General features: G+C 69.7%; 20 protein-coding genes and 6 pseudogenes. 14 read left to right on the top strand and 12 right to left on the bottom strand.

Annotated features, from left to right (window positions below; all coding sequences use genetic code 11):
- The first annotated feature begins 4 nt into the window (after positions 1-4).
- From gmk to metK, 4 genes are all read left to right on the top strand, one after another.
- Complete coding sequence (gene gmk, locus G6N13_RS21945) at positions 5-619, top strand: guanylate kinase (RefSeq protein ID WP_407663798.1); 615 nt, start codon at positions 5-7, stop codon at positions 617-619.
- Positions 620-692: 73 nt separating this feature from the next.
- Positions 693-995 carry a DNA-directed RNA polymerase subunit omega gene (gene rpoZ, locus G6N13_RS21940; protein ID WP_108056092.1) on the top strand — a complete coding sequence of 101 codons (303 nt, stop codon included), beginning with the start codon at positions 693-695 and terminating at the stop codon, positions 993-995.
- A 22-nt stretch (positions 996-1017) separates the two neighbouring features.
- Positions 1018-2262: a bifunctional phosphopantothenoylcysteine decarboxylase/phosphopantothenate--cysteine ligase CoaBC gene (coaBC, locus tag G6N13_RS21935; protein WP_163700466.1), complete on the top strand. Its 1245-nt coding sequence runs from the start codon at positions 1018-1020 to the stop codon at positions 2260-2262.
- Between the two features lie 123 nt (positions 2263-2385).
- On the top strand, positions 2386-3594 hold the full coding sequence (metK, locus tag G6N13_RS21930; RefSeq protein ID WP_163700464.1) for a methionine adenosyltransferase: 1209 nt from the start codon (positions 2386-2388) through the stop codon (positions 3592-3594).
- Between the two features lie 317 nt (positions 3595-3911).
- Here metK and G6N13_RS21925 read toward each other — a convergent pair.
- The 7 genes and pseudogenes from G6N13_RS21925 to G6N13_RS26260 all read right to left on the bottom strand — a co-directional run.
- Positions 3912-4239, bottom strand: a pseudogene (locus G6N13_RS21925) (NAD(P)/FAD-dependent oxidoreductase); the annotation flags it as partial.
- A 132-nt stretch (positions 4240-4371) separates the two neighbouring features.
- A pseudogene (locus G6N13_RS25505) lies at positions 4372-4551 on the bottom strand (IS256 family transposase); the annotation flags it as partial.
- 116 nt (positions 4552-4667) lie between these two features.
- Positions 4668-5423: an IS21-like element helper ATPase IstB gene (istB, locus tag G6N13_RS21920; protein ID WP_163694606.1), complete on the bottom strand. Its 756-nt coding sequence runs from the start codon at positions 5421-5423 to the stop codon at positions 4668-4670.
- Between the two features lie 50 nt (positions 5424-5473).
- Positions 5474-6903 (bottom strand): annotated as a pseudogene (gene istA, locus G6N13_RS21915) (IS21 family transposase).
- A gap of 158 nt (positions 6904-7061) precedes the next feature.
- The gene (locus G6N13_RS21910; protein ID WP_163694300.1) at positions 7062-7289 is read right to left on the bottom strand and encodes a hypothetical protein; all 228 of its coding nucleotides are present in this window, start codon (positions 7287-7289) and stop codon (positions 7062-7064) included.
- Between the two features lie 194 nt (positions 7290-7483).
- Positions 7484-8542 carry a hypothetical protein gene (locus tag G6N13_RS25760; RefSeq protein WP_163700459.1) on the bottom strand — a complete coding sequence of 353 codons (1059 nt, stop codon included), beginning with the start codon at positions 8540-8542 and terminating at the stop codon, positions 7484-7486.
- A 78-nt stretch (positions 8543-8620) separates the two neighbouring features.
- Positions 8621-10992 (bottom strand): annotated as a pseudogene (locus G6N13_RS26260) (hypothetical protein); the annotation flags it as partial.
- A gap of 14 nt (positions 10993-11006) precedes the next feature.
- Here G6N13_RS26260 and G6N13_RS26375 point away from each other — a divergent pair.
- The gene (locus tag G6N13_RS26375) at positions 11007-11321 is read left to right on the top strand and encodes a hypothetical protein (protein ID WP_163700449.1); all 315 of its coding nucleotides are present in this window, start codon (positions 11007-11009) and stop codon (positions 11319-11321) included.
- Positions 11322-12529: 1208 nt separating this feature from the next.
- Here G6N13_RS26375 and G6N13_RS21880 read toward each other — a convergent pair.
- The 4 genes from G6N13_RS21880 to G6N13_RS21865 all read right to left on the bottom strand — a co-directional run bounded on the left by G6N13_RS21880 (position 12530) and on the right by G6N13_RS21865 (position 14953).
- Positions 12530-12886, bottom strand: coding sequence for an adenylate/guanylate cyclase domain-containing protein (locus G6N13_RS21880; protein WP_163700446.1), 357 nt, complete (start codon positions 12884-12886; stop codon positions 12530-12532).
- A gap of 40 nt (positions 12887-12926) precedes the next feature.
- Positions 12927-13067, bottom strand: a complete 141-nt coding sequence (locus tag G6N13_RS21875) for a hypothetical protein (RefSeq protein WP_163700444.1) — start codon at positions 13065-13067, stop codon at positions 12927-12929.
- A 467-nt stretch (positions 13068-13534) separates the two neighbouring features.
- Complete coding sequence (locus G6N13_RS21870) at positions 13535-13930, bottom strand: hemophore-related protein (RefSeq protein ID WP_163700441.1); 396 nt, start codon at positions 13928-13930, stop codon at positions 13535-13537.
- 96 nt (positions 13931-14026) lie between these two features.
- Positions 14027-14953, bottom strand: a complete 927-nt coding sequence (locus G6N13_RS21865) for an esterase LipI (RefSeq protein ID WP_163700438.1) — start codon at positions 14951-14953, stop codon at positions 14027-14029.
- On the opposite strand from G6N13_RS21865, the gene G6N13_RS21860 reads away from it, so the two are divergent.
- From G6N13_RS21860 to G6N13_RS21820, 9 genes and pseudogenes are all read left to right on the top strand, one after another.
- Entirely contained in the window at positions 14931-15677 is a 747-nt protein-coding gene (locus tag G6N13_RS21860; RefSeq protein ID WP_163700434.1) for a lysoplasmalogenase, read from the top strand. The two genes, G6N13_RS21865 and G6N13_RS21860, sit on opposite strands and share 23 nt — an antisense overlap.
- Before the next feature lie 9 nt (positions 15678-15686).
- Positions 15687-17684 (top strand): primosomal protein N', encoded by a 1998-nt coding sequence (locus G6N13_RS21855; protein ID WP_163700431.1) that lies wholly within the window; start codon positions 15687-15689, stop codon positions 17682-17684.
- 132 nt (positions 17685-17816) lie between these two features.
- Positions 17817-18146 (top strand): annotated as a pseudogene (locus G6N13_RS21850) (DUF2207 domain-containing protein); the annotation flags it as partial.
- An 85-nt stretch (positions 18147-18231) separates the two neighbouring features.
- Positions 18232-18502, top strand: a pseudogene (locus G6N13_RS25490) (LemA family protein); the annotation flags it as partial.
- 4 nt (positions 18503-18506) lie between these two features.
- Positions 18507-19436 (top strand): methionyl-tRNA formyltransferase, encoded by a 930-nt coding sequence (fmt, locus tag G6N13_RS21840; protein ID WP_163700427.1) that lies wholly within the window; start codon positions 18507-18509, stop codon positions 19434-19436.
- Positions 19433-20905 (top strand): RsmB/NOP family class I SAM-dependent RNA methyltransferase, encoded by a 1473-nt coding sequence (locus G6N13_RS21835; protein ID WP_179965034.1) that lies wholly within the window; start codon positions 19433-19435, stop codon positions 20903-20905. Before fmt ends, G6N13_RS21835 begins: the two co-directional genes overlap by 4 nt.
- Positions 20906-20915: 10 nt before the next feature.
- A complete protein-coding gene (rpe, locus tag G6N13_RS21830; protein WP_179965033.1) occupies positions 20916-21602 on the top strand; it encodes a ribulose-phosphate 3-epimerase in 687 nt (228 codons plus the stop codon).
- Positions 21599-22600 carry a bifunctional diaminohydroxyphosphoribosylaminopyrimidine deaminase/5-amino-6-(5-phosphoribosylamino)uracil reductase RibD gene (ribD, locus tag G6N13_RS21825; protein ID WP_163700424.1) on the top strand — a complete coding sequence of 334 codons (1002 nt, stop codon included), beginning with the start codon at positions 21599-21601 and terminating at the stop codon, positions 22598-22600. The genes rpe and ribD overlap by 4 nt, the downstream gene beginning before the upstream one ends.
- A gap of 205 nt (positions 22601-22805) precedes the next feature.
- Entirely contained in the window at positions 22806-23042 is a 237-nt protein-coding gene (locus G6N13_RS21820) for a hypothetical protein (RefSeq protein WP_235677858.1), read from the top strand.
- Here G6N13_RS21820 and G6N13_RS21815 read toward each other — a convergent pair.
- Entirely contained in the window at positions 23031-24608 is a 1578-nt protein-coding gene (locus tag G6N13_RS21815; RefSeq protein ID WP_163700421.1) for an MFS transporter, read from the bottom strand. The two genes, G6N13_RS21820 and G6N13_RS21815, sit on opposite strands and share 12 nt — an antisense overlap.
- Positions 24609-24612: the final 4 nt, after the last annotated feature.

Genomic DNA, 24612 nt, shown 5'->3' with positions numbered 1-24612 from the left:
GACGGTGAATGCCGGCGGAGGGCCGGACAGCGCGGGCGCTGTGCCCGACCACCGTGGCCGTGGCCGAGTGGTGGTGCTGTCCGGGCCATCCGGGGTAGGGAAGTCGTCCGTCGTCCGTTGCCTGCGCGAGCAGGTGCCCGACCTGCACTTCAGCGTGTCGGCGACCACCCGGGTCCGGCGTCCGGGCGAGGTGGACGGCGTCGATTACCACTTCGTCACCCCGGAGCAATTCCAGCGGTTGATCGATGATGGTGACCTGCTCGAATGGGCAGAGATCCACAACGGACTGCAGCGCTCCGGCACCCTGGCAGCCCCTGTGGCCGACGCTGTGGTGGCGGGACGTCCCGTCCTGATCGAGGTCGACCTGGCCGGTGCGGAAGCCGTCAAACGGGCCATGCCCGAAGTGTTGACGGTGTTCTTGGCACCGCCCAGCTGGGAGGCGCTCGAAGAGCGGCTGACCGGCCGGGGCACCGAAACACCCGAGGTGCAGGCGCGCCGACTGGACACCGCCCGCGCCGAACTCGCCGCTCAGGGCACGTTCGACGTCGTTGTGGTGAACAACCAATTGGATTCGGCCTGCGCCGAATTGGTATCCTTGCTGGTGGGCGCGCGGGATTGACGCCCCAAAGCCGGCGCGAGACGTCGATGACCCCGATTTTTAATCCGCAACATCCGCCAGGAAGAAGTTCTACGTGACGCAAGCCAGCTCGGATCACTACGATCCGGCCCCGGGTGCCGCAACCGCCTATGACACACCGCTGGGCATCACCAACCCGCCCATCGACGAGTTGCTGGACCGGGTGTCGAGCAAGTACGCGCTGGTCATCTACGCCGCCAAGCGTGCGCGCCAGATCAACGACTACTACAACCAGCTCGGCGACGGCATCCTCGAATACGTCGGCCCGCTGGTCGAGCCCGGCCTACAGGAGAAGCCACTGTCGATCTCGCTGCGCGAGATCCACGGCGATCTGCTCGAACACACTGAAGGCGAGTAGCTCACCAAGCCCGGGCTAGTTGATGAACCGCAAGCGGATCATCGTCGGCGTCGCCGGAGGTATCGCCGCATACAAGGCGTGCTCGGTCGTCCGCCAGCTCAGTGAAGCCGGCCATGACGTTCGTGTCGTCCCCACCGAGTCGGCATTGCGGTTCGTCGGTGCCGCGACGTTCGAGGCGCTGTCCGGGCATCCGGTGCGCACCGGCGTCTTCGAAGACGTCGATGAAGTGCCGCATGTCCGGCTCGGGCAGGAAGCCGACCTCGTCGTCGTCGCGCCGGCCACTGCTGACCTGCTGGCCCGCGCCGTCGCCGGCCGCGCCGACGATCTGCTGACCGCGACGCTGTTGACGGCCCGCTGCCCGGTGCTGTTCGCGCCGGCAATGCACACCGAGATGTGGTTGCACCCCGCCACCGTCGAGAACGTGGCGACGTTGCGTAGCCGCGGCGCGGTCGTGCTCGAACCCGCGTCCGGGCGACTCACCGGCGCTGACACCGGCCCCGGGCGGCTGCCCGAGCCTGAAGAGATCACCACCTTCGCCGAGCTGCTGCTGGCCCGCTCCGACGCGATGCCGTACGACCTGGCCGGCGTCAAGCTGCTGGTGAGTGCCGGCGGGACCCGTGAGGCCCTCGATCCAGTTCGCTTCATCGGCAACCGCAGCTCAGGTAAGCAGGGCTACGCGGTGGCCAGGGTGGCCGCCCAGCGTGGCGCCGACGTCACGCTCATCGCCGGAAACACGGCCGGACTGGCCGAGCCCGCCGGTGTCGAGGTGCTGAACATCACCTCCGCCGCACAGCTGCACGAGGCAGTGACCAAACACGCGCCAGACGCCCACGTGCTCGTCATGGCCGCGGCCGTCGCCGACTTCCGGCCCGCTCATGTGGAGACCACCAAGATCAAGAAGAAGCCCGATGTGGTGGATGCGCCCGCCATCGAGTTGGTGCGCAACGACGACGTGCTGGCTGGTGCCGTGCGTCAACGGGCCGACGGGCAGCTGCCCAATATGCGCGCCATCGTCGGCTTCGCCGCCGAGACCGGTGACGCGAACGGTGACGTGCTGTTCCACGCTCGGGCGAAGCTCGCGCGCAAGGGGTGTGACCTGCTCGTCGTCAACGCGGTCGGGGAGGGTCGCGCTTTCGAGGTGGATAGCAACGACGGGTGGCTATTGGGTGCCGACGGCACCGAAGCCGCACTGGAGCACGGGTCGAAGACACTGATGGCAAGTCGTATCGTGGACGCGATCGCCACGCTCCTGCGGCGCGAGGCTTAGTCCGATCGGCATCGATTAGCAGAAAGTTGCGCCTAACGGTTGCGCGGGACGTACCGTCCCGGTTTGGTCTGTCAGGGGCGACTATATGATTCGCAGAACTAAGTTTTTGGAAGGGATGACAACGTGAGCGCAGGTCGGCTGTTTACCAGTGAGTCGGTGACCGAGGGGCATCCCGACAAGATCTGCGACGCCATCAGCGATTCGATCCTTGATTCGCTGCTGGCTGCGGACCCGAAGTCGCGGGTCGCGGTCGAGACGGCGGTCACCACCGGTCAGGTGCATGTCATCGGTGAGGTAACGACATCGGCCAAGGAAGCGTTCGCCGATATCAACGACACGGTCCGCAAGCGCATCCTGGAGATCGGCTACGACTCGTCGGAAAAGGGCTTCGACGGCGAGACCGCCGGCGTCAACATCGGTATAGGCCGTCAGTCGCCCGATATCGCTCAGGGCGTGGACACCGCCCACGAGACCCGCGTCGAAGGCGGCGCCGATCCGCTGGACCTGCAGGGCGCCGGCGATCAGGGCCTGATGTTCGGCTATGCGATCAAGGACACGCCCGAGCTCATGCCGCTGCCGATTGCGTTGGCGCACCGGCTGGCCCGCCGCCTGACCGAGGTGCGCAAGAGTGGCGTCCTCGATTACCTGCGTCCGGACGGCAAGACCCAGGTCACCGTCCAGTACGACGGCACCACCCCGGTGCGGCTGGACACCGTCGTGCTCTCGACGCAGCACGCCGCAGGCATCGATCTGGAAGGCACCCTGACCCCGGACATCCGGGAGAAGGTCGTCAACACCGTGCTGGCCGACCTGAATCACGATTCGATGGACACCTCTGACTTCCGGCTGCTGGTCAACCCGACCGGGAAGTTCGTGTTGGGTGGCCCGATGGGCGACGCCGGCCTGACTGGCCGCAAGATCATCGTCGACACCTACGGCGGCTGGGCCCGCCACGGTGGAGGTGCGTTCTCAGGCAAGGATCCGTCAAAGGTGGACCGTTCGGCGGCGTACGCGATGCGCTGGGTCGCCAAGAACGTCGTCGCCGCCGGCCTGGCCGAGCGGGTCGAGGTGCAGGTCGCCTACGCCATCGGCAAGGCCGCCCCGGTTGGGCTGTTCGTCGAGACCTTCGGTTCCGAGACCGTCGACCCGGCCCGCATCGAGAAGGCCATCACCGCGGTGTTCGACCTGCGGCCCGCAGCGATCGTCCGCGACCTGGACCTGCTGCGTCCCATCTACGCGCCGACCGCGGCCTACGGCCACTTCGGTCGCACCGATATCGACCTGCCGTGGGAGCGCCTGGATAAGGTCGACGACCTCAAGAACTCGGTCTAATCCCGCGCGGCTCAGGCCGTGAAGCGATACTCGTCGAGCCGGAAGCGCCGGCTGTGCCAGCACCCCTCGACGGTGCTGGCCTCGCTTGTCACCTCGACTCGAGTGGCTTGCGCCAGGCGCCGGCCGATGTGGTGGCCCTGAGCCTCGATCACCTTGAAGCCGGTGGCCGGGTTGAAGGTCGACAGGTGCGCAGGTGCTTCCGATTTCGGACATCTGGCCCGCCGGCAGGAAGGTCAGCTCCACGTAGGCCGGGCTGACGAATCGCTGCAGGGCCATGTCGCCGGGCATTCGCATCGCTCAGCGAGCGGCCCGTGAGATCGGGAGCCCGCCAGCTTCTGAGTGCGGTCCCAGCGTGCGGTGTGCATGGTGAACCCGCCGAACGAGTCCGCTCCGTCGATCTCGGGCAGCTTGGGGATGGTCAGCACGCCGCTTGCGTTGATCAGATACCGCGCGTTGAGCTGATCCCCGGATTCCAGTTCCACCCGCCAGGCGTTATGCGCGGCATCGAACACCGCCCCAGTCACCCTGGCGCTAAACCGGATTCGGCTGCGCAGCCCGTACTTCTCGACGCAATGTTCGGCGGAGGCCCGCAGTTCGTGACCGGGCCCGTAGGTGCGCGAGACAGTGCAAGCTCTGCTCGAAGGAGATTGGTCCGTGAACGCACGGTGGCACAAGTGCTTTCGATCGGGTTGGTGGTTCTCCGGTGGATCCAGTGCTCGGCCGGGCATTTGTAGAACTCCTTGAGCGCGGCGAACGCGACAGGGTGGGGTGGCCGACAACCCCGGCACCCGAACCCAGGAACTGCTTCAACGCCGGACCGAAATCACTGGTCGACAAACCGTGCAGATACAGCAGCGGCAGCACCTCGCTCATCTGCGGTGACGTGCGCGCCCATGCCGGCAGGATCGCCGAGGGGAACCGTTGCCGCTGGCCGGTATCGGCGTCGATCCGCCGGTCATGCGTCTCCGTAGCCGTAGTTGTCCACGGTCACGTATTTCCCCAGGGGTTGCCGTCACGTAATTCCCCAGGTTCAGGTGCTGCTGCGGTGAGCGTAGCGAACCGCTAAGTGGGTGTCAGGTGGTCTTGGTGCCGGGTCGTTTCCGGGGTCGGTAGGACGGGCCGTCCATGAGGACTTGGTGGCTGGTGTTGATGAGTCGGTCGAGCAGCGATTCGGCCACGACCGGGTTCGGAAACAGCGGGTACCAGTCCTTCGGGGCCCGGTTGCTGGTCAGGATCAGGGGCTTGGCGGCGATGGCGCGGTCGGAGACAAGGTCGTAGAGGTCGTCGCTTTGGGTGGGGGTGTGCTCACGCATCGCGAAGTCATCGACGATCAGGACCAGGGGGCGGGTGTATTCGCGCATGCGTTGTCCGATGGTGCGGTCGGCGTGGCCGCCGGCGAGGTCGGCGAGCATGCGGGAGCATTTGACGAAGCGGATGTCGCCGCCGCGGAGTGCGACTTGATGCCCGAGTGCCTGTGCCACATGGGTTTTCCCGACTCCGACGGGTCCGTAGAGAATCACTGATTCACCGGCCTCGAGCCAGCGCAACGCGGCCAGGTCGCGCAGCATCGCAGCGGGCAGTTTCGGGCTGACGGTGAAGTCGAAGTCCTCGAAGGTGTTGGGCTGTTCGAAGCGGGCGCGGCGGACCCGTCGGGCCAGGGCGGCGGTCTCCCGGCGGGCGATTTCGTCTTCGCAGAGTACTTGGAGGAATTCCAGGTGTCCGAGTTTCCCGTCGCGGGTTTGAGCCAGGCGGGCATCGAGGGTGTCGAGCATGCCGGTCAGTTTGAGGGTCTTCAGTGCGGCCCGCAGGCTGGGATCGTGAATGGTCATGACTATGTCCTTGGAGTTGAAGTGGTTGCAGTGGAGGTGTTTTCGTGCGCTCAGGCAGTGAGGTCGGTGTCGAACGCGTCAGGTCCTCGCAGCATCGCCGGTGGTGGCGGGACGACGGCGGGCGAGGCATGGTCTGCTTCGGTGCCGGCGACCAGGATGCCTTTGACGGTGCGATAGCCGGGGTCCCCGACCTGCAGTGCTCGAGTGCAGGCCGCGTCCAGTCGGCGATCGCCGTACTTCTCGCGCAGGCGGATGATCCCCTGGATGGCGCGGAGCCGGTGGATGGCGTTGACCGTGGACAATTCGGCGACGACCGCGACGGCGCCGGGCCCGATCTGCTCGGCCTGGGTGCGGCACCACGTCACGGTGCGCAGGGTGTGGGCGATCTTGTGGGGCGGGTAGTGCTCGACATTGGTCGAGCGGCCCGCCAGATGCAGCACGTGAGTCGCGACCACGGTCCCGCTGTGGAAGATCTGCACGACGTCACCGGCGGTGCGGGCGGTGACCTGCTGGCCGATCAGCCGCCACGGCACCGAGTACAGCGCCTTGCCGGACTTGACGTGGCAATCCGCGGCGACCCGCCCGATCGAGTAGATAACCGACTCAAACACTCTGGGCGGCAACGCCATCAGCGCATCGCGTTCGATCGCTGCGAACACCGACGCCGGGGTCTGCCCATCCAGACCGCGGGCATCGGCCGCTCGATGCGAGGTTTGTCCTTCGGCTTGCGGGCTCGCGCCGGATCGATCAGGGTGCCGTAGTGCGCGGCGAGCTCGCCGTAGGCCGGATTGATCAGCGGATCGTAGAGGTCGGGTCGCTCGACTCCGGTCTTGAGGTTGTCGCACACCAGCCGCGCCGGCACGCCGCCGAAGAACTCGAACGCCGCGACATGCGAGGCATTCCAGGATGTTTGATCCATCCGCAACACCGGTTGGACGAACAACGCCCGTGAACACGACAGGATCATCGCGAATACCCACACCGCGACGCGGCGCCCCGATTGCGGGTCCCACCACATCCCGAGCTTGCCGTAGTCGATCTGCGCTTCACTGCCGGGTTCGACCGCACCGCGGGGTACCGTGACTTTGCCTTCGAGTCGCTCCTCGGCGAAAGCGGTTGCCACGTAACGACGTACCGTCGATTCGGACACATCCACATGATGGTCGTCGCGGAGGCGCTGCGCGATGGTCGCCACTGTCACCGGAACCTTCAGCTGCTCGGCGATCCACTGGTGATGCACGGCGATCTGGGGCCATGTCAGTGCCCGCGCCACCGGATCGATGAGCTCGGGAAACCAACGCCCGATGCGTGCCCGCCATAGCTGCTCGTCAAACTCCTCCGGGCACGGTGCCAGACCCTCGGCCAGCGCCGGGGCCAGATACTTGCGGATGGTCTTGCGGTCGATGCCCAGCGCCTCATTGATCTGCACCTGGGATCGGCCGGCATTCCAGTGCCGGAACATCTCCACGAAATCAGTCACGTCCCACGATCTCCTCGCCACTCAAGGCCCCTTCCAGGACCCCTGGCGGGGCACCTGAACGGAGCGAACCTGAACAGCGCCCCAACCCCCACCGGACACGCCCCACGGGGTGGGGAATTACGTGACCGAGGGTGAGGAATTACGTGACGGACAACCCCTCAGACCTGGGGAATTACGTGACCGCTGACACCGTAGTGATAGAAGAGACGATCGCCCGTGCCGGACCACACCTGCTCACACCGCACACCGTCTTGGGTGACACCGTCGTCGCCGTCGGGGAGATCGAACCCGGTGACGAGGTAGGCACCGGTCGGCGAGGTAGCGCAATTCCGTGGGGTCCAGGGAATCCGCACCAGCACCGAGACCGAGGTGATAGAGCGGCACATCGCTGAATCGGCTAGCACACAGTGAAGACGGTGGCCGTGAGTCGGCTACCGTCGACGCCGTTCTGCTCGAGCGATCCCGATGCTGGTCCACCGGGGTTGTCCCGGTGATCGGGGCGCGATCGCTGCGAGCAGCGCGACGACCATCTGGGCGCGCTGAGCATCGAGATCGACGCACCGCCCTATGACCGCCTGGATCAGGTCAGCCGTGTCGAGCCAGGAGAGCCCTGCGGCAAGCTGGCGGATAACGCCGCGCCTCGCGGGGGCGAGGACGCGACGACCCACTTCCACCCGGCGGGCTCGACGGTTTCTCCCGTCTGAAGCCCGCCAGCTTCCCCGCGCAGCGGCGGTTTATGCCTAGCCGGCGGCACCGCCGGCACCGCCGTCCCCGCCGGTCCCGCCGCCGCCGCCGGTCCCGCCGGTGCCGCCGGTGGGCGCGGCGCCGGGCGTGCCGGCAGTGCCGGCACTGCCGCGGCCGCCGAGGTGGGGCTGTGCCGTGCCCGCCGGTCCCGCCGGTCCCGCCGCCGCCGCCGGTCCCGCCGGTGAGGCCGTTGCCGCCGGTCCCGCCGGTCCCGCCGCCGCCGCCGGCACCGCCGTCCCCGCCGGCGTAGCCGGCCACTGCCGGCGCCGCCGTGCCCGCCGGTCCCGCCGCCGCCGCCGGTCCCGCCGTTGCCGCCGTCGCCCTGGTTGCCCGCCGTGCCTGGGCCGCTTTCCTGCCTGCCGTTGTTGCCGGCGCTGCCTGCGGCGCTGATCCGCCGGTGCCGCCGTCCCCGCCGGTGCCGCTGGGGGGGCCGTCGGCACCGGCAGAGCCGTCGGCGCGGCGCCGGTCCTGGTCCGCCTTTGCCGCCGTTGTTGGGGCGCTGACGCCGCCGCCCGCCGGTCCCGCCGTCGCCGCCGGCCCCGCCGGCTACGCCGGCAGAGCCGTCGGCGCCGTTGCCGCCGGCCCCGCCGACACCGCCGTCGCCGTTGGTGCCTGCGGTGCCTGCGGTACCTGCCCCGGTTCCGGCCGCGCCGCCGAACCCACCCGCGCCACCCGCCCCGCCGGTGCCGCCAGCGGCCCCGGCTGTCGCGCCATCGACGCCCGCCGCGCCGGCGCTGCCGTCACCGCCCTTGCCGCCGTCGCCGTTTTTGCCACCAGCGGCAGCCGCGCCGCCGTTACCGCCGTTACCGCCAGCGGTACCCGGGGCAGCGCTGGGGTCGGCCCCGGCGTTGTAGCCGTCACCGCCGTTACCGCCGTTACCGGACACGCCGCTCACGCCGGTGGCACCAGTGAGACCCGCGGTCGCTCCGGTGCCACCGGCGGCACCCCCGGCCCCGCCGATACCGCCCGCTCCGCCACCGGCCCCGCCGTTACCGCCGGTCCCGCCATCAGGAGTGGCGGCATCACCGTCACCGCCTCGTCCACCGGTACCGCCTGTCCCGCTGCGACCGCCGGCCCCGCCGTTACCGCCGTTACCGTTGCCGCCCGCGCTACCCGAACCCAGGGCCACCCCACCAGCACCGCCGTTACCACCAGCCCGCCGATACCGCCGGTGCCGCCGTTACCGCCGGCTTGGCCCTGCGCACCGGCGGTCGCACCGTCGAGTCCGGTCACACCATCGCCGCCGGCGCCGCCGACCCCACCGAGGCCGCCGACCCCACCGGCACCGCCGTTACCCGAGATCGAGCCACCACGCCCGCCGGCACCACCGTTACCGCCGAGACCGCCGCCGCTTCCGTTCGTCCCCGACGCTCCGGCCATGCCGGCCGCACCGCTACCACCAGCACCGCCGGCACCACCATTACCGGTAGACCCGCCGTCACCGCCGGCGCCGCCGTTACCGCCAGCGGTACCCGCCACAGCGCTGGGATCGGCCCCGGCGTTGTAGCCGTCACCGCCGTTACCGCCGTTACCGGACACGCCGCTGACGCCGGTGGCACCGGTGTGACCCGCGGTGGCTCCGGTCCCACCGGCGGCACCCCCGGCCCCGCCGGTACCGGCGGCACCACTGGTGCCGCCGTTACCGCCGTCACCGCCGTTGGGAGTGGCGGCATCACCGTCGATGCCGTTACCGCCGTCACCGCCTGTCCCGCTGCGACCGCCGGCCCCGCCGTTACCGCCGTTACCGTTGCCGCCCGCGCTACCCGAACCCAGGGCCGCCCCACCAGCACCGCCGTTACCGCCAGCCCCGCCGATACCGCCGGTGCCGCCGTTACCGCCGGCTTGGCCCTGCGCACCGGGGGTCGCGCCGTCGAGTCCGGTCACACCGGTGCCGCCGACACCGCCGACCCCGCCGAGGCCGCCGACCCCGCCGGTGCCGCCGTTACCCGAGATCGAGCCGCCACGTCCGCCGGCACCGCCGTTACCGCCGAGACCGCCGCCGCTTCCGTTCGTCCCCGACGCTCCGGCCATGCCGGCCGCACCGCTACCACCAGCACCGCCGGCACCACCATTACCGGTAGACCCGCCGTCACCGCCGGCGCCGCCGTTACCGCCAGCGGTACCCGGCACAGCGCTGGGATCGGCCCCGGCGTTGTAGCCGTCACCGCCGTTACCGCCGTTACCGGACACGCCGCCCGCGCCGGTGGCGCCGGTGTGACCCGCGGTCGCTCCGGCCCCCCCCCGGCCCCGCCGATACCGGCGGCACCACTGGTGCCGCCGTTACCGCCGGTCCCGCCATCAGGAGTGGCGGCATCACCATCACCGCCTCGTCCGCCGGTGCCGCCCGTCCCGCTGCTACCGCCGGCCCCGCCGTCACCGCCGTCACCGTCGCGTCCGCGCCAGAACAACCACCCGTTCCCGGCCTGCCCGCCGGCCCCACCGGTGCCGCCCGTCCCGCCGACCCGCCGGTACCGCCCGTCCCGCCGACCCCGCCGGGGATGGTCGCATCGGCACCGTTGGTTCCAGCGACTCCCTGAGCGCCGACCCCACCCGTGCCCCCGACACCACCGTCACCGGAGCGGCCGAAGATCCAGCTGCCCAGCCCGCCATCACCACCGGTTCCGCCGGCACCGCCCGTGCCGCCGGGACCGGTGGCGCCGACAGCGTTAGCCCCGGTACCGCCCGCGCCGCCGCTACCGCCGTCACCCCAGATCGACAACAAGCCGGTGCTGCCACCATGACCGCCGGCCCCGCCCGCAGCCGACACGTCAGTGGAGTTTCCGCCCTGACCGCCCGCGCCGCCGCTGCCGATCAGGTATCCGCCCCTGCCGCCATCACCACCCGCGCCGCCGCTACCACCGTCACCACCGGCCCCGCCACGGCCCCACAGGGTGAACAACCTCGTATCGCCGCCGTCACCACCGGCACCGCCGGACCCGCCGTCACCACCGGCACCGGCATTGCCCAACCAGAACCCACTCGCCCCGCCGTCCCCACCAGCCCCACCAGACCCGCCAGCACCGCCACGACCGCCGTTACCGTAGAGCGACAGCATCCCGGCGTCACCGCCCCTGCCGCCAGCCCCACCAGCCCCGCCAGCCCCGCCGGTCCCGCCGTTACCGTAGAGCAGGCCACCCGAGCCGCCGGCACCGCCGGCGTGACCACTCGAGCCCGCCCCACCGGCCCCACCGTTACCCATCAGGCCCGCACTGCCGCCGTTACCACCGTTGTAGCCGTTACCGCCGTTGCCCAACAGGCCACCGCCGCGACCGCCGTTGCACACCGCGCCCCCCGTGCAGGTCGACGGGGTGTAGCTATAGCCGTTGCCGAGTAACAGGCCAGCATTGGGATGAGCCGCGGTGCCATTGGACACGAAGATCGCGATAAAGCTGCCCGGAGTCCAACTCGACGGCAACGCCGGATTCGACAGTGCCGCCGTGATCAAACTGTTCGGCACCGGTAACACCGACACCGACGCAGACGCCGACTTCGCGGAGGCAGGACCGCTCACCAGAACACCCGACCCGGCCCCGGTCCCGGTCGCGGTCGCGGTCGCGGTCGCGGTCGACGAGGGCGCCAAACCCTCGGAGGAGACAGCCGAGCGCGCCACCACCGACGACGCGCTACCGCTCCCCGCGGGCGCACCACCACGGGCCGCACCAGCCGACCGCTGACCCGACATCGCACCCCGCGACGCCACAGAAGAAGGCGCCGTCGACGGCCGACTGGAAACCACACCCGTCTTCACAGTCTTGGCCGGGGCGTCAGCTCTGCTACTGGCCGCCGACGAGCCAGAACCCTCGCCGGTATCGGCATGAGCCACCCCCGAACCACCCACCAAAGCGGCACCCACACCCAGGGTCATCGCACCCGCACCCAACCAGCCATAGGCAGTGATCCGCCGGCCCGCGCCACGCGGCTTCTCACGCCGATGAGCCGGACCACTGTCATCGAGGCCCATGTCATTGACCACCGCAGCCCACACCGACGCCGACAACGAATTCAACTCCACACCACTGCCCTCGGTCATTGCCCCAGCCTCTCGCCGCAAAAACTGCTCCGGTACGGCAAAAGTCACCACGACAATGCCGTCAAAAAATTAACACAAGCATCAGGAATCGCTGGGCTCATTCGCAGCCCACGAGTTACTCCCGCCTCCACAAGCGCGGATTGGCGATCACCGGCCAGCAACGCAGCACTGATCGCGCCGTGCTAGCCCGCCGGATCGCCCACGAAGATCGATAGTGCCGGCATTGCGGGAAACAGAGCAGCCCGCCTGACAGCAACCACCCGCACATTGACCCACGAGCCGCTCAGGTGGCGGTAACTAAGACGGCCCGGCCCGGCCCCTCGACAGCGTCGCCGACCGCTCCCACAAGGCGTTCACCGACCGGCCGCGCAGCGGCCACAATGCCGGACCCCTTCCCCGTGGCCAGGCGGACCAGCAACGCCCCCCACGACTGCCCGCGCCGCATGCAGTCGGCCACCTGCCGACACCGCAACCGCAGCACCGATCCACTCCACACCTGCCGCCACACCCGACACACCAGAGCCGATCAGCTCACCGACAAGCAGAACACCCGGCTGGCCACCCTGTTCACCAGCGACACCCATATCGAGGCCCAGACCACCTCGACGATGTATCACCACCGTGGCCACCCACCACGAACCACACCGCACCACAGGCCGCACCACAGGCCGAGCGATGACGGCCGCACTGACCACCACGCTGAGCACCAGTGTTCCCACGCCGCCACAGGAACTGATCTGCCCCGGCCGCACGCTGACCAAGCAGGCCGCCGATGGTGGTCATAGGATTTTCCCGTTGCTTATCGGTCGAATCGTTGGATTACCAACTGTGACAAGCAATTCAAGCCCGAAATCATTCCGGCTGCGTACTGGCCGTCGCGGCCACGGCCAGCCGGCTGGGCGTGCTGCGGCCGCACAACCGCGACGCTTCCTGCACCGGGTCCCCGATAACGGTGTATTCGAAGCGGTGGTGCGACCCGAAGTTGCCGGCCACCATAATGCCTGCGGCGACACCGATGCTCACACCGATCCCGGGGACGTCGCGGCGCAGTTGGGCGGCCATCGCGCGGGCCGCGGCCAGTTCCACGACTTGGACCGGCGGGCGGCTGCCCACCACCTGCGTCGACCCGACGATGTCGACGAACAGCACCGCGGCGCGGCATTCCTCGCCGCCGCGGTTGACATTGCGCTGTTCGGCCGCCAGCGCCACATCGCGCCCGACGTGGCGATCAGCCAGCAGGCGATCAGAATCAGGATGACCCGAAAATCACTGCGGCGCCTGCCAGCAGCACCACGGCCACCGCGAGTTGCGTCACCGTCATATTGCGCAGGGTGAGAGTGAAGCCGGCCGCCAACGCAATCCCCACGACCGGCACGCAGGAGCCCAGCACCCAGGCCATGATCGTGCGGCCCAATACTGCGGGGCCGCCGCGATGTTCGGGGTTGGCCGACTCGCGCGCTTGTGCTGCCCACCGGGCGCAACAGTGGCCCGGGCCCAGCCGATGATCACCGCAACGACGACGTAGGTCGGAGCGACGATGGCGGTGATCGAATGTGCCCGTCGCGCAAGGATATTGGGCAGCGGGATGGCGACGGTGATCACGGATACGGCGACGGCCACACCAATGAGATTGGCGACCACCACGAACACCGTAAGGATGATCTGGATACGAATTCGCCGGCGGCGCTGACTTTCCGAGACACGACCCAATAGCCTGGACCCGTAATCCGGCGTGGCTGGTGCCTTGGCGCTTTACTGTGTGAACCACTCCAGGGTGCCGCTAATAGGTCGCACCGGCATCTATCGATCATTCGTCACGCGTAGGCGACCTTCCGGCCGCCTACGCGTAGCGACGGTCTAACCGACGAACTGGTCGAACGCCCACTGGTACTGGGGTGGAATGACCTGGACGCCGCACTGCTTCTGCAGCGTGCCCAGCGGGGCGAGGATCCCGGTGAACTCCTGGTACTCCTGCGGGTTGGCCTGCGCGTAGGCCTGCAGGGTCTGCGAGGCCTGTGCGCGCGGCTGCATCGCCGCGGTCATCAGCATCTTTTGGCCGGCCGGGTGGGAGGCCAGGTAGCCCTGGATCTGCCCCTGCGCGGTCGCGACGGTGGCGTCGATATTGTCTTGGCTGCAGTCAGGTGCGGCGATCGCGGCCGGGGCGGCGATGACCGCCGAGGCCAGGCCGGCGGTGATAGCGCCGAGACAAATGCCGAGTGTTCGCCGGGTTCTGGCGGCTTCAGCAATTTTCATGGGGTGAGGTCCCTTCACATCGTGAATTCGGTTGCCATTGTGGCCTGTCCGGACGGTCCCGACAAGGTTTGCTGCGGTTACTGCTTTTCTCGCTGCTCACGCGTGCAACGCTGCGCGCAGAGCGGCTAATCCACGTTCGGTCGCCGCAGTGGCGGCCGGGACAACCCCGGCGTAACCGAGGTAGCCATGCACCAATGTGTCGGCCTGATGTAGCTCGACCGTTACACCGGCCGCCGCCAGCAGCTCCGCGTAGCGGGCGCCGTCGTCGCGCAGCGGGTCGTGGCCGGCGACGGCGATATAGGCGGGCGGCAGACCGGCGAGGTCGGCGGCCCGGCCCGGCGCCAGCCCCGCCGGGGGGTCGGTCAGATCGATGTCGCCGGCGTACCAGCGGCTGAAGGCGTCGATGGCCGCCCGATCGAGTATTGGCGCGTCGGCGTTCTCGGCGAACGACGGCAGCGAGTTGTCCCACATCGTCGACGGGTACCAGAGCAGCTGGAACACGATCGGCGGGCCGCCGTTGTCCCTGGCCAGCTGGGCGACGACGGCAGACAGTGTGCCGCCGGCCGAGTCGCCGGCGACCGCGAGCCGAGATGCGTCCGCGCCGAAGCTGTCGGCATGGGCCGCCACCCACCGGGTGGCGGCAAGGGCGTCGTCGACGGCTGCGGGGTAGGGGTGCTCGGGAGCCAGTCGGTAGTCGACCGAGACGACCACGGCGCCGGCGCCGACCGCGTGATTGCGGGCCGTGCCGTCATGGGTGTCGAGATCGCCGACGGCGAAGCCGCCGCCGTGGAAATACATCGTGACCGGTGGGTCGACTATGTCGTCGGGCCAGTAGACGCGGATCGGGATCGGGCCGGCCGGGCCGTCGATCTGGTGGTTCTCCACCCGCAGCTCGGGATGGACGGGGGCTCGCGGCAGCTCCCGGAGCCGGCGGCGCGCCTCCTCGATTCCCCTGTCGACAATCAATTGGAATGGCACTGCTTCCAGTACCTTCTGCAGGATGGCATCCACCGGCGGTCGCATCAGCCCACCGTACTTACGGACCCTGACACCGTGGTGGGTCGCCGGCGCCGCGGCGGCGATCGGCTACGGCATTTTCCTGGTGGTCACCGTGCTGCGCCTGCCCGCGAACGCCCCGCTCACCGGGCAGTTCCTGGGCCAACCCGCCGTCAAGGCGCTGATGGCCGTCTTGCTCGCGGTCGCGGCGCTGTGGCATCCGATCCTGCGGGAGCGGCGCTGGCTGGTCGCGGCGCTGCTGTTCTCCGCGGGCGGCGACTTCTTCCTCGCCATGCCGTGGTGGCAGCCGTCGTTCGTGCTCGGACTCGGCTCGTTCCTGGTGGCCCACCTTTGCTACCTGGGCGCGTTGTTGCCGCTGCGAGGTCCCAGCCGGCCCCGCCTGGCTGCCTCGATAGTCGTCGTCATCGCCTGCGTGAGTTTGCTGGTGTGGTTCTGGCCGCGACTGGTCGCCGACGGGTTGACGATTCCCGTGATGGTCTACATGGCCGTGCTCGCCGCCATGGTCTGCTCGGCGCTGGTGGCCCGGCTGCCCACACCATGGACGGCGCTTGGGGCGGTGTCGTTCGCGATCTCCGACGGCATGATTGGCATCGGCCGTTTCGTGTTGGACTCACAGGCACTGGAAGTGCCGATCTGGTGGGTGTACGCCACATCGCAGGTGCTGATTACTGCCGGTTTCTTCTTCGGCCGGGTGCCGGCAGAGGAAACCGTTTGTCGGAGCCGTCGCTAGTCTTCGACGATGCCGATCCGGCGCGCCGCCGAGCACGAACCCATCGCCCGGGTGCTGCCGATGCTGTCGGTGCCGCACCTGGATCGCGAGTTCGACTATTTGGTGTCGGCCGAACAATCCGACGATGCCCAGCCCGGGGTCCGGGTCCGGGTCCGCTTCCACGGCCGTCTGGTCGACGCGTTCGTTCTCGAACGGCGTTCGGAGACCGACCATGTCGGCCAGCTGGGCTGGCTGGACCGGGTCATCTCCGCCGAGCCGGTGCTCAACCCGGAGATCCGCCGCCTGGTCGACGCGGTCGCCGCCCGCTACGCCGGTACCCGCCCCGATGTGCTCCGCCTGGCGATCCCGCCCCGGCACGCCGGGGCAGAGAAAGCGCAGGCCGACCCCCCGTTGCTGCCCGTCATCGACCCGGTCGACCCCGCAGGCTGGGCCCGCTACGGCGGCGGTGAAGGGTTCCTGGCCGCGCTGCGCGACGGCCGGGCGGCCCGCGCGGTCTGGCAGGCGCTGCCCGGCGAGCAGTGGTGCGACCGGATCGCCGATGCCGCTGCGGCAGCTGTCAGCGGTGGTTACGGGGTGCTAGCCGTGGTTCCCGATCAGCGCGATATCGATGCGCTGTGGCAGGCCGCGACCACGCGGATCGACCCGGCCGCCGTTGTCGCCCTGTCAGCCGGACTCGGCCCCTCGGCCCGATACCGGCGCTGGCTAGCGGCGCTGCGCGGGCATGCCCGGCTGGTCATCGGCACCCGTAGCGCGGTGTTCGCCCCGGTCGAGCGGCTCGGTCTGGTCATCGTCTGGGACGACGGTGACGACACCCTCGCCGAGCCGCGCGCCCCGTACCCGCACGCCCGCGAGGTGGCGATGCTGCGCGCCCACCAGCTGCGCTGCGCGGCGGTGATCGGCGGCTACTCCCGCACCGCCGAGTCACAGGCGCTGGTGCAGAGCGGCTGGGCGCACGACCTGGTCGCCTCCCGTCCGCTGGTGCGCGCGGCCGCGCCCCGGGTGCTCGCCCTGGACGACGAGGGCTACGCCGAGGAACGCGACCCCGCCGCCCGGTCGGCGCGGCTGCCATCGCTGGCGCTGCGCGCGGCCCGTGCCGCACTCGACAACGGAGCCCCGGTCTTGATCCAGGTGCCGCGGCGCGGTTACGTGCCCTCGGTGGCCTGCGCGCGGTGCCGGACGATCGCCCGCTGCCGGCACTGCATGGGTCCGCTGTCGCTGTCCGAGCGGGATGCGGCAGGCGCGGTGTGCCGCTGGTGCGGGCGGATGGACACCGCACTGCGCTGCCGGCGTTGCGGCTCCGACGCAATCCGCGCCGTGGTGGTGGGGGCCCGCCGTACTGCCGAGGAGATGGGCCGGGCCTTCCCAGGGACGACGGTCATCACCTCGGCCGGGGACGCGGTGCACACCGAGATTGAGCCGGGTCCGGCGCTTGTCGTCGCGACCCCGGGCGCCGAACCGCACGTGCCGGGCGGATACGGCGCGGCGCTGCTGCTGGACAGCTGGGCGTTACTGGGCCGCCAGGACCTGCGCGCTGCCGAGGACACCCTGCGGCGCTGGATGGCCGTGGCCGCGCAGGTGCGTCCCCGGGGCGACGGCGGGGTGGTGGCGGTGGTGGCCGAATCGGCCATCCCGACCGTGCAGGCACTGATCAAATGGGATCCGGTCGGGCATGCCGAGGCCGAATTGGCGGCCCGCTCCGAGGTCGCGCTGCCACCGTGCGTGCACATGGCCGCCGTCGACGGCAGCTCGGATGCGGTCAGCGCGCTGCTCGAACATGCCGAGTTGCCGGAGGACGCCGACCAGCTCGGCCCCGTCGACCTGCCGCCCGGTGTTCGCCGCCCGCCCGCGACCGAGCCCGGCGAGCCGGTCATCCGGATGCTGGTGCGGGTTCCCAAGGACGAGGGCCTGGGGCTGGCCGCTTCGCTGCGGCATGCCATTGCGATCGCCAGCGCCCGGCGCGACCAGGAGGCAGTTCGGGTACAGATCGACCCGTTGCACATAGGGTGAAGCCCGACCGTCTGACAGTGGGGGCGAGATGAAGTCGTCCGGCCGGGTCATCAGGTTCTCGATCGCCTTGCTGCTCATCGCCCCGGGCTGACCGCGACGCTGTTCTCCCTGGCCGAGCGCAAGCTGATCACTTTGCATCAGGTCAGCGACAAGAAGTTGACCATCACCGGCAACGCGCAGTATGCGCAGTGGGCCGACGTCGACCCGGTCAGCGTGGATATCGCCTCGGCGCTCAAGGTGCTCGGACTCGATACCCGTTTTGATGCCGATAGCAGTGTGGCCGCAGGCAAGAAGCGGTCCCGTGCCAAAACGGACATGGCCGCGTCGGTCATGAAGTGGGCGTTCGCCGGCCTGATGGTCACACGCTCCCGGGAACTGTGGCTGCGGTTCTTCAATGTCGTCGCGCTGGTGCTGGCCGTCGTCACCTTCGTCTGGTCCCCGGTCACTCTGTGGGGTGTGCCGCTTGCGCTGTTCTTCCCGTTCACGATCGCCGGTGGAGTCGCCGCCTTGTGGGCCCGTAAGTACCAGACCACGACCGGCGAGGTCGGCCCGCAGCCGGACTGCGGAGAAGGAATTCGACAGCGCGGTCGGTCACGTGCTGGCGCTTGGGCAGAGCTACCCGCAGCCTGAACTCGTCGAACAACTTCCTCAACCTGCAGCAGAACCTCGCCGACACCGAGGACAAGCTGGCATACGCGCGGCAGTGTTACAACGACGCGGTCGCGACGGTGAACCGATTGATCACCACGATTCTGACGATGTTCGTCGCGCCGATGGCCGGGGTGTCGCAGCGCGAGTTCTGCCAGGTGCCAAAGTAGCGGTATGCGAATTGTTTTCGCCGGCACCCCCGAACCGGCACTGCCGTCGCTGCGGCGGCTGATCGATTCACCGCGCCACGAGGTGGTCGCGGTACTCACCCGCCCGGACGCGGCCGCCGGGCGTCGCGGCAAACCCGCCCCGTCACCGGTGGCGCGGCTGGCTGACGAGGCCGGTATCCCGGTGCTGCGCCCGGCGAAGCCCAATTCCGCAGAGTTCATCGCCGAACTGGCCGAACTGGCGCCGGAATGCTGCGCGGTGGTGGCCTACGGCGCACTGCTGTCCGCGACGCTACTGGCGATTCCGGCGCATGGCTGGATCAACCTGCATTTCTCGCTGCTGCCGGCCTGGCGGGGTGCCGCGCCGGTACAGGCTGCCCTCGCGGCGGGCGATACCGTCACCGGCGCAACGACTTTCCTGATCGAGCCGAGCCTGGATTCCGGGCCTGTGTACGGAGTGGTCACCGAGACAGTGCGCCCGACCGACACCGCGGGCGACCTGCTGGAACGGCTGTCGGCCTCGGGTGCGGGGCTGTTGGAAGCGACCCTGGACGGGATCGCCGACGCGTCCCTGACGCCGGTGCCACAACCGGCTGAGGGGATCAGCCTGGCGCCGAAAATCACTGTCGAGCAGGCGCGGGTGTCGTGGGAGCTGCCCGCGCACGTCGTCGATCGCCGGGTCCGCGCGGTGACGCCCAATCCGGGCGCCTGGACGATGATCGGTGACCTACGGGTGAAGCTCGGCCCGGTCACCGTCGATGAGACGGGTGCCCCGTTGGCGCCGGGGGAGATCGCGGTGGATCGGTTCGGAGTCCGGGTTGGCACCGGGACGGTGCCGATCGTGCTCGGCGCAGTGCAGCCGCCAGGCAAGAAGCCGATGACTGCCGCCGACTGGGCCCGCGGCGCCCGGCTCGACGAAACGGTGCGGGCGTCATGAGCGAGCGTCCCGGCAACCGGGGAAAGCCCAACGACCGCAACGGCTTCCAGAAGCGCGACCGAACCGGGGCGCCGCCGGGTCGCGACCGCGACCAGCAGCGGCCACCGCGGCGTCCTCGCCGCACCCCGCTGGATCCGGCCCGCCAGGCCGCCTTCGATGTGCTGCGGGCGGTGTCCGAACGCGACGCCTACGCGAACCTGGTGCTGCCGTCGATGCTGGCCGAGCGCGGGATCCATGGCCGCGACGCGGCGTTCGCCACCGAACTGGCCTACGGCACCTGTCGAACCCGGGGCCTGCTCGACGCCGTGATCGCGGCGGCGGCCGGGCGCACGGTCGACCAGATCGATCCGGTACTGCTGGACCTGCTGCGCCTGGGCAGCTATCAGCTGCTGCGCACCAACGTCGCCCAGCATGCCGCGGTGTCCACTACCGTCGAACAGGCCGGTATCGAATTCGACAGTGTCAGAGCAGGTTTCGTCAACGGTGTGCTGCGGGCGATCGCCGGCCGCGACGAGGCGTCCTGGGTGGCCGAGCTGGCGCCGTCCACGAGCACCGACCCGGTCGGGCAGCTGGCGTTCGTGCACGCGCACCCGCGCTGGATTGCCCAGGCGTTCGCCGATGCACTCGGTGCCGACGCAGGTGAGCTCGACGCCACTCTGGCTGCCGACGACGCCCGCCCCGGTGTGCACCTGGCCGCGCGGCCGGGAGTGCTGACCGCGCAGGAGCTGGCCGCCGAGGTGGACGGGACGGCCGGGCGGTACTCGCCCTATGCGGTCTACCTGGGCGGCGGTGATCCAGGCCGGCTGTTGGCTGTGCGCGATGGCAAGGCGCTGGTGCAGGACGAGGGCAGTCAGCTGGTGGCCCAGGCGCTGACGCGGGCCCCGTTGATCGGCGACGACGGCGGACGCTGGCTGGACCTGTGCTCGGGCCCGGGTGGTAAGACCGCGCTGATCGCCGCGATCGCCGCGCAGCACGGTGGCAGTGTCACCGCGATCGAGCCCACACCGCGCCGGGCAGAGTTGGTCGAGCAGAACACCCGCGGCCTGCCGGTCGAGGTGCTGCGCGTCGACGGCCGCGAGTCGGGGCTGGAAGCCGGCAGCTTCGACCGGGTGCTGGTGGATGCACCCTGCACCGGACTCGGCGCGCTGCGGCGCCGGCCGGAAGCCCGTTGGCGGCGGACCCCGGGCGACGTCCCGGTGCTGGCCAAGCTGCAGCGTGAACTGCTGGCCGCCGCGATCGCCCTGACCCGCCCCGGCGGGGTGATCCTCTACGCGACTTGCTCCCCGCACCTGGCCGAGACCGTCGGCGTGGTCTCCGATGCGCTGCGCCGTCAGCCGGTCACCGCGCTGGACACCCGGCCGCTGTTCGCCCCCGCCGAAGAACTGGGTAGCGGTCCGTACGTGCAGCTGTGGCCGCACCGGCACGGTACCGACGCGATGTTCGCGGCTGCCCTGCAGAAGAACGCATAGGGTGACTGCCATGGTGACCCCGTCCCGTCCGATGATTGCGCCGTCGATCCTGTCGGCTGATTTCGCCCGCCTGGCCGAGGAGGCCGCTGCGGTAGAGGGTGCCGACTGGCTGCACGTCGACGTCATGGACGGCCACTTCGTACCCAACCTCACGCTCGGCCTTCCGGTGGTGGAGAGCCTGCTGGCGGCCACCGATATCCCGATGGACTGCCACCTGATGATCGACAACCCGGACCGATGGGCGCCGGGGTACGCCGAGGCCGGTGCCTACAACGTCACGTTCCACGCCGAGGCCACCGACAACCCGGTCGCGGTGGCCCGCGATATCCGCGCCGCCGGTGCCAAGGCGGGCCTGTCGGTGAAGCCGGGGACCCCGCTGGAGCCGTACCTGGAGATCCTGCGCGATTTCGACACCCTGCTGGTGATGTCGGTCGAACCGGGCTTCGGCGGGCAGAGCTTCATCGCCGAGGTGCTGTCCAAGGTCGCAACGGCGCGGCGGCTGGTCAACTCCGGTGAGTTGACGATCCTGGTGGAGATCGACGGCGGTATCAACGCCGACACCATCGAGCTGGCTGCCGAGGCCGGGGTGGATTGCTTCGTCGCCGGTTCGGCCGTGTACGGCGCACACGACCCGGCTGTCGCGGTCGAGGCGTTGCGCCGCCAGGCCGGCGGCGCCTCGCAGCACCTGCGGATATGACGGCAGTCGAGGCCGCGATGCGACTCGCCATCGCCGAGGCGCAGCAGGTCAAGGGCTCCACCTACCCGAATCCCCCGGTAGGAGCGGTCATTCTGAGTGCGGCAGGCGATATCGTCGGCGCCGGCGGCACCCAACCTGCGGGCGGCGCGCATGCCGAGGTGATGGCGCTGCGGGCGGCCGGCGAGCGTGCGGCCGGCGGTACCGCCGTCGTGACCCTGGAGCCGTGCAATCACCATGGCCGTACGTCGCCGTGCGTCGATGCCCTGATTCGAGCCGAGGTGGCCGCGGTGGTCTATGCCGTCGCCGATCCCAACCCGGTCGCCTCCGGTGGCGCCGACCGCCTGCGCGACGCCGGGATCACCGTCAGCGCCGGGGTGGGCGCCGAGGAGGTGACCGGCGGCCTGCTGCGGGAATGGCTGCACAAACAGCGCACCGGTCGGCCGCACGTCACGTGGAAGTTCGCCACCAGCGTTGACGGGCGCAGCGCTGCCGCCGACGGATCCTCGCAGTGGATCACCAGCGATGCGGCGCGCGCCGACGTGCATGTGCGTCGTGCCGCGTGCGACGCGATCCTGGTCGGCACGGGCACCGTGTTCATCGACGATCCGACGCTGACCGCCCGACCAGGTGGGGCACTTGCCGAGCGGCAGCCGCTTCGCGTGGTGGTCGGCAAGCGGGAGATCTCCTCGGAAGCCAATGTGCTCAATGATGATTCGCGCACGATGGTGATCCGCACCCACGATCCGCATGAGGTCATACAGGCGTTGGCGGACCGCACCGACGTGTTCATCGAAGGGGGTCCGACGCTGGCCGGCGCGTTTCTGCGGGCCGGGGTGATCGACCGCATCCTGGCCTATGTCGGGCCGATCCTGCTCGGTGGCCCCGTCACCGCCGTCGATGATGTCGGTGTGCCCACCATGGCGCGGGCGCTGCGGTGGCGCTACGACGGCGTCGACCGGATCGGCCCGGACCTGCTGCTGAGCTTGGTTCCTGGCTAGGAGCGTGGGTCGGTCGGCGGTGTCGACATCACCCACGCCCGCGGGCCCGCGTGGCGCAGGCAGCGTCGCGAGTTCCAGAGAATCTTCCCGGACCCGTTCGAGAGCCTGCCGGTCAACGCGACATGACCGCCGCTGCGGCGTGCACGGTCTATCGGGTCACCACCGTCAAGCGCGGGCGGCTCACCCATGTCGCTGTCGACGGGGGATGGGGGACAACCTCGAGGTGTCGCTGTACGGACAGCGGTTCGAGCCATCGCTCATCGACCGGCTGGGCGGCGGGGAGACCGTCACCCACCGGGGCATACTGCCACACGATGTCCAATCAGCACCGGCGCGCGCCGCTTTCCGGTGGTGTTCGCCGCCGATGCCCGGCTGGTGGTGCGCCGGGCCACCTCGGGCCGACCTGCTGGCCCGCGACGTAGAGCCTCCGCTACGCGGGTAGCGATTCTTCGACCTCGGGCTGTTCGTAGTGCTTCATCAACGCCACTATGCCGCCGACCAACGCGAACAGTGCGCCGACCAGGCACACCCATACCGTGACTTCGAAGATCGAGCCGTACTGCATGGCGAATGCCGTGCGATAGCGCTCGGCCTCGCCCGCCAGTCTGGTGGCCAGGCTGGTACCGCCCGGGCTGGGCAGGGTGGTCAGGATCTGGTTGAACCGGTACAGGCCCCACGCGCTCAGCGCCGCGACACCGATCAGCATGCCGGTCATCCGGGCCACCACGACCAGCGACGACGCGATGCCGTGCTGGGCCGCCGGCACGGCGCGCAGGGCGGCCGAAGTGAGCGGACCGATCACCAGGCCGAGCCCGAGACCCGCCAGCGCCAGATCGGTGTCTATCACCGGCAGTGACGCGAAGCCCAGATTGTGGTGCGCGCTCGCCACGTTGGTGCCCCAACGCGACACCAGCCAGTAGGCGCCGGCTGAGATCACCATGCCGACCCCCGAGACGATCCAATCCCCGATCCAGCCACCGATCCGGCTGGCGATCCAACCGCCGATCAGCGCGCCGATCGGCAGCGCGATCAGGAAGTGCAGCAGCAGGAAGGCGGCTTGCGTCTGGTCCTTGCCCAGCACGCCCTGACCGAACAACTCGACGTTGACCAGCGTGACCATCAGTGCCGCGCCCGCGCACAGCGAGGTGCCCAGCGAGAGCAGGAAAGGAAGGAACCGCACACCGGCCGGTTCGATCAGCCGGGTGCGGGCGAAACGTTCCCACACCGCGAACGCGATTGCCGCGACGATCGCCCCACCCACCAAGATCAGGCCATGCGGCGGCAGCAGCTGCTTGCCATCGGGGTTCGGGTTGTACAGACCGATGACGGCCAGGCCCAGTGCGATCGCGAGCAGAATGCCGCCGACCAGATCGATCTTCTCGGGATTGGCGCTGCGGTCGTGGGAGGGCAGGCTGAAGTGGATCAGGATCATCGCGACCACGGTCAGCGGCACGTTGATCCAGAACACGTCCTGCCACTTGCCCAGCAGCAACACCACACCGATGCCGTACAGCGGGCCGAGCACGCTGCCCAGCTCCTGGGCGGCGCCGATGCCGCCGAGTACCGTAGCCCTGCTGCGGGCTGCCCACAGGTCGGCGGCCAGCGCCAGCGTGACGGGCAGCAGGGCACCGGCGGCGATGCCCTGCACGAGCCGGCCGATCACCAGCATGGTCAGGTCGGTGGACAATGCCGTCACCACCGAGCCCACCGCGAAGGTGACCAGCGACAGCTGCAACATCAGCTTGCGGCCGAACCGATCGGACAGTCGGCCCAAAAGGGGCATGGCCGCGACATAGCCCAGCATGTACCAGGTGATGATCGGCGTGACCTGCTGGAGCTTGTTCACCGGGATGCCGACCGTCGACATGATGTCGACCATGATCGTGACGACGACGTAGGTGTCGAGCGCCCCGAGCAAGACGGCCAGGCTGCCCGCGCTGATCACGATCCGGCGGCTGCGGCCGGCGCTCTGCGCCCGGTGGGCTGCGGTGTCCAGAGACTCAGCCATGACT

Origin of the sequence: Mycolicibacterium sarraceniae, assembly GCF_010731875.1 — a bacterium.
GTDB lineage: Bacteria > Actinomycetota > Actinomycetes > Mycobacteriales > Mycobacteriaceae > Mycobacterium > Mycobacterium sarraceniae.
The sequence above is the reverse complement of the archived record's forward strand: the minus strand, read 5'-3'. Positions and strand labels throughout refer to the sequence as shown.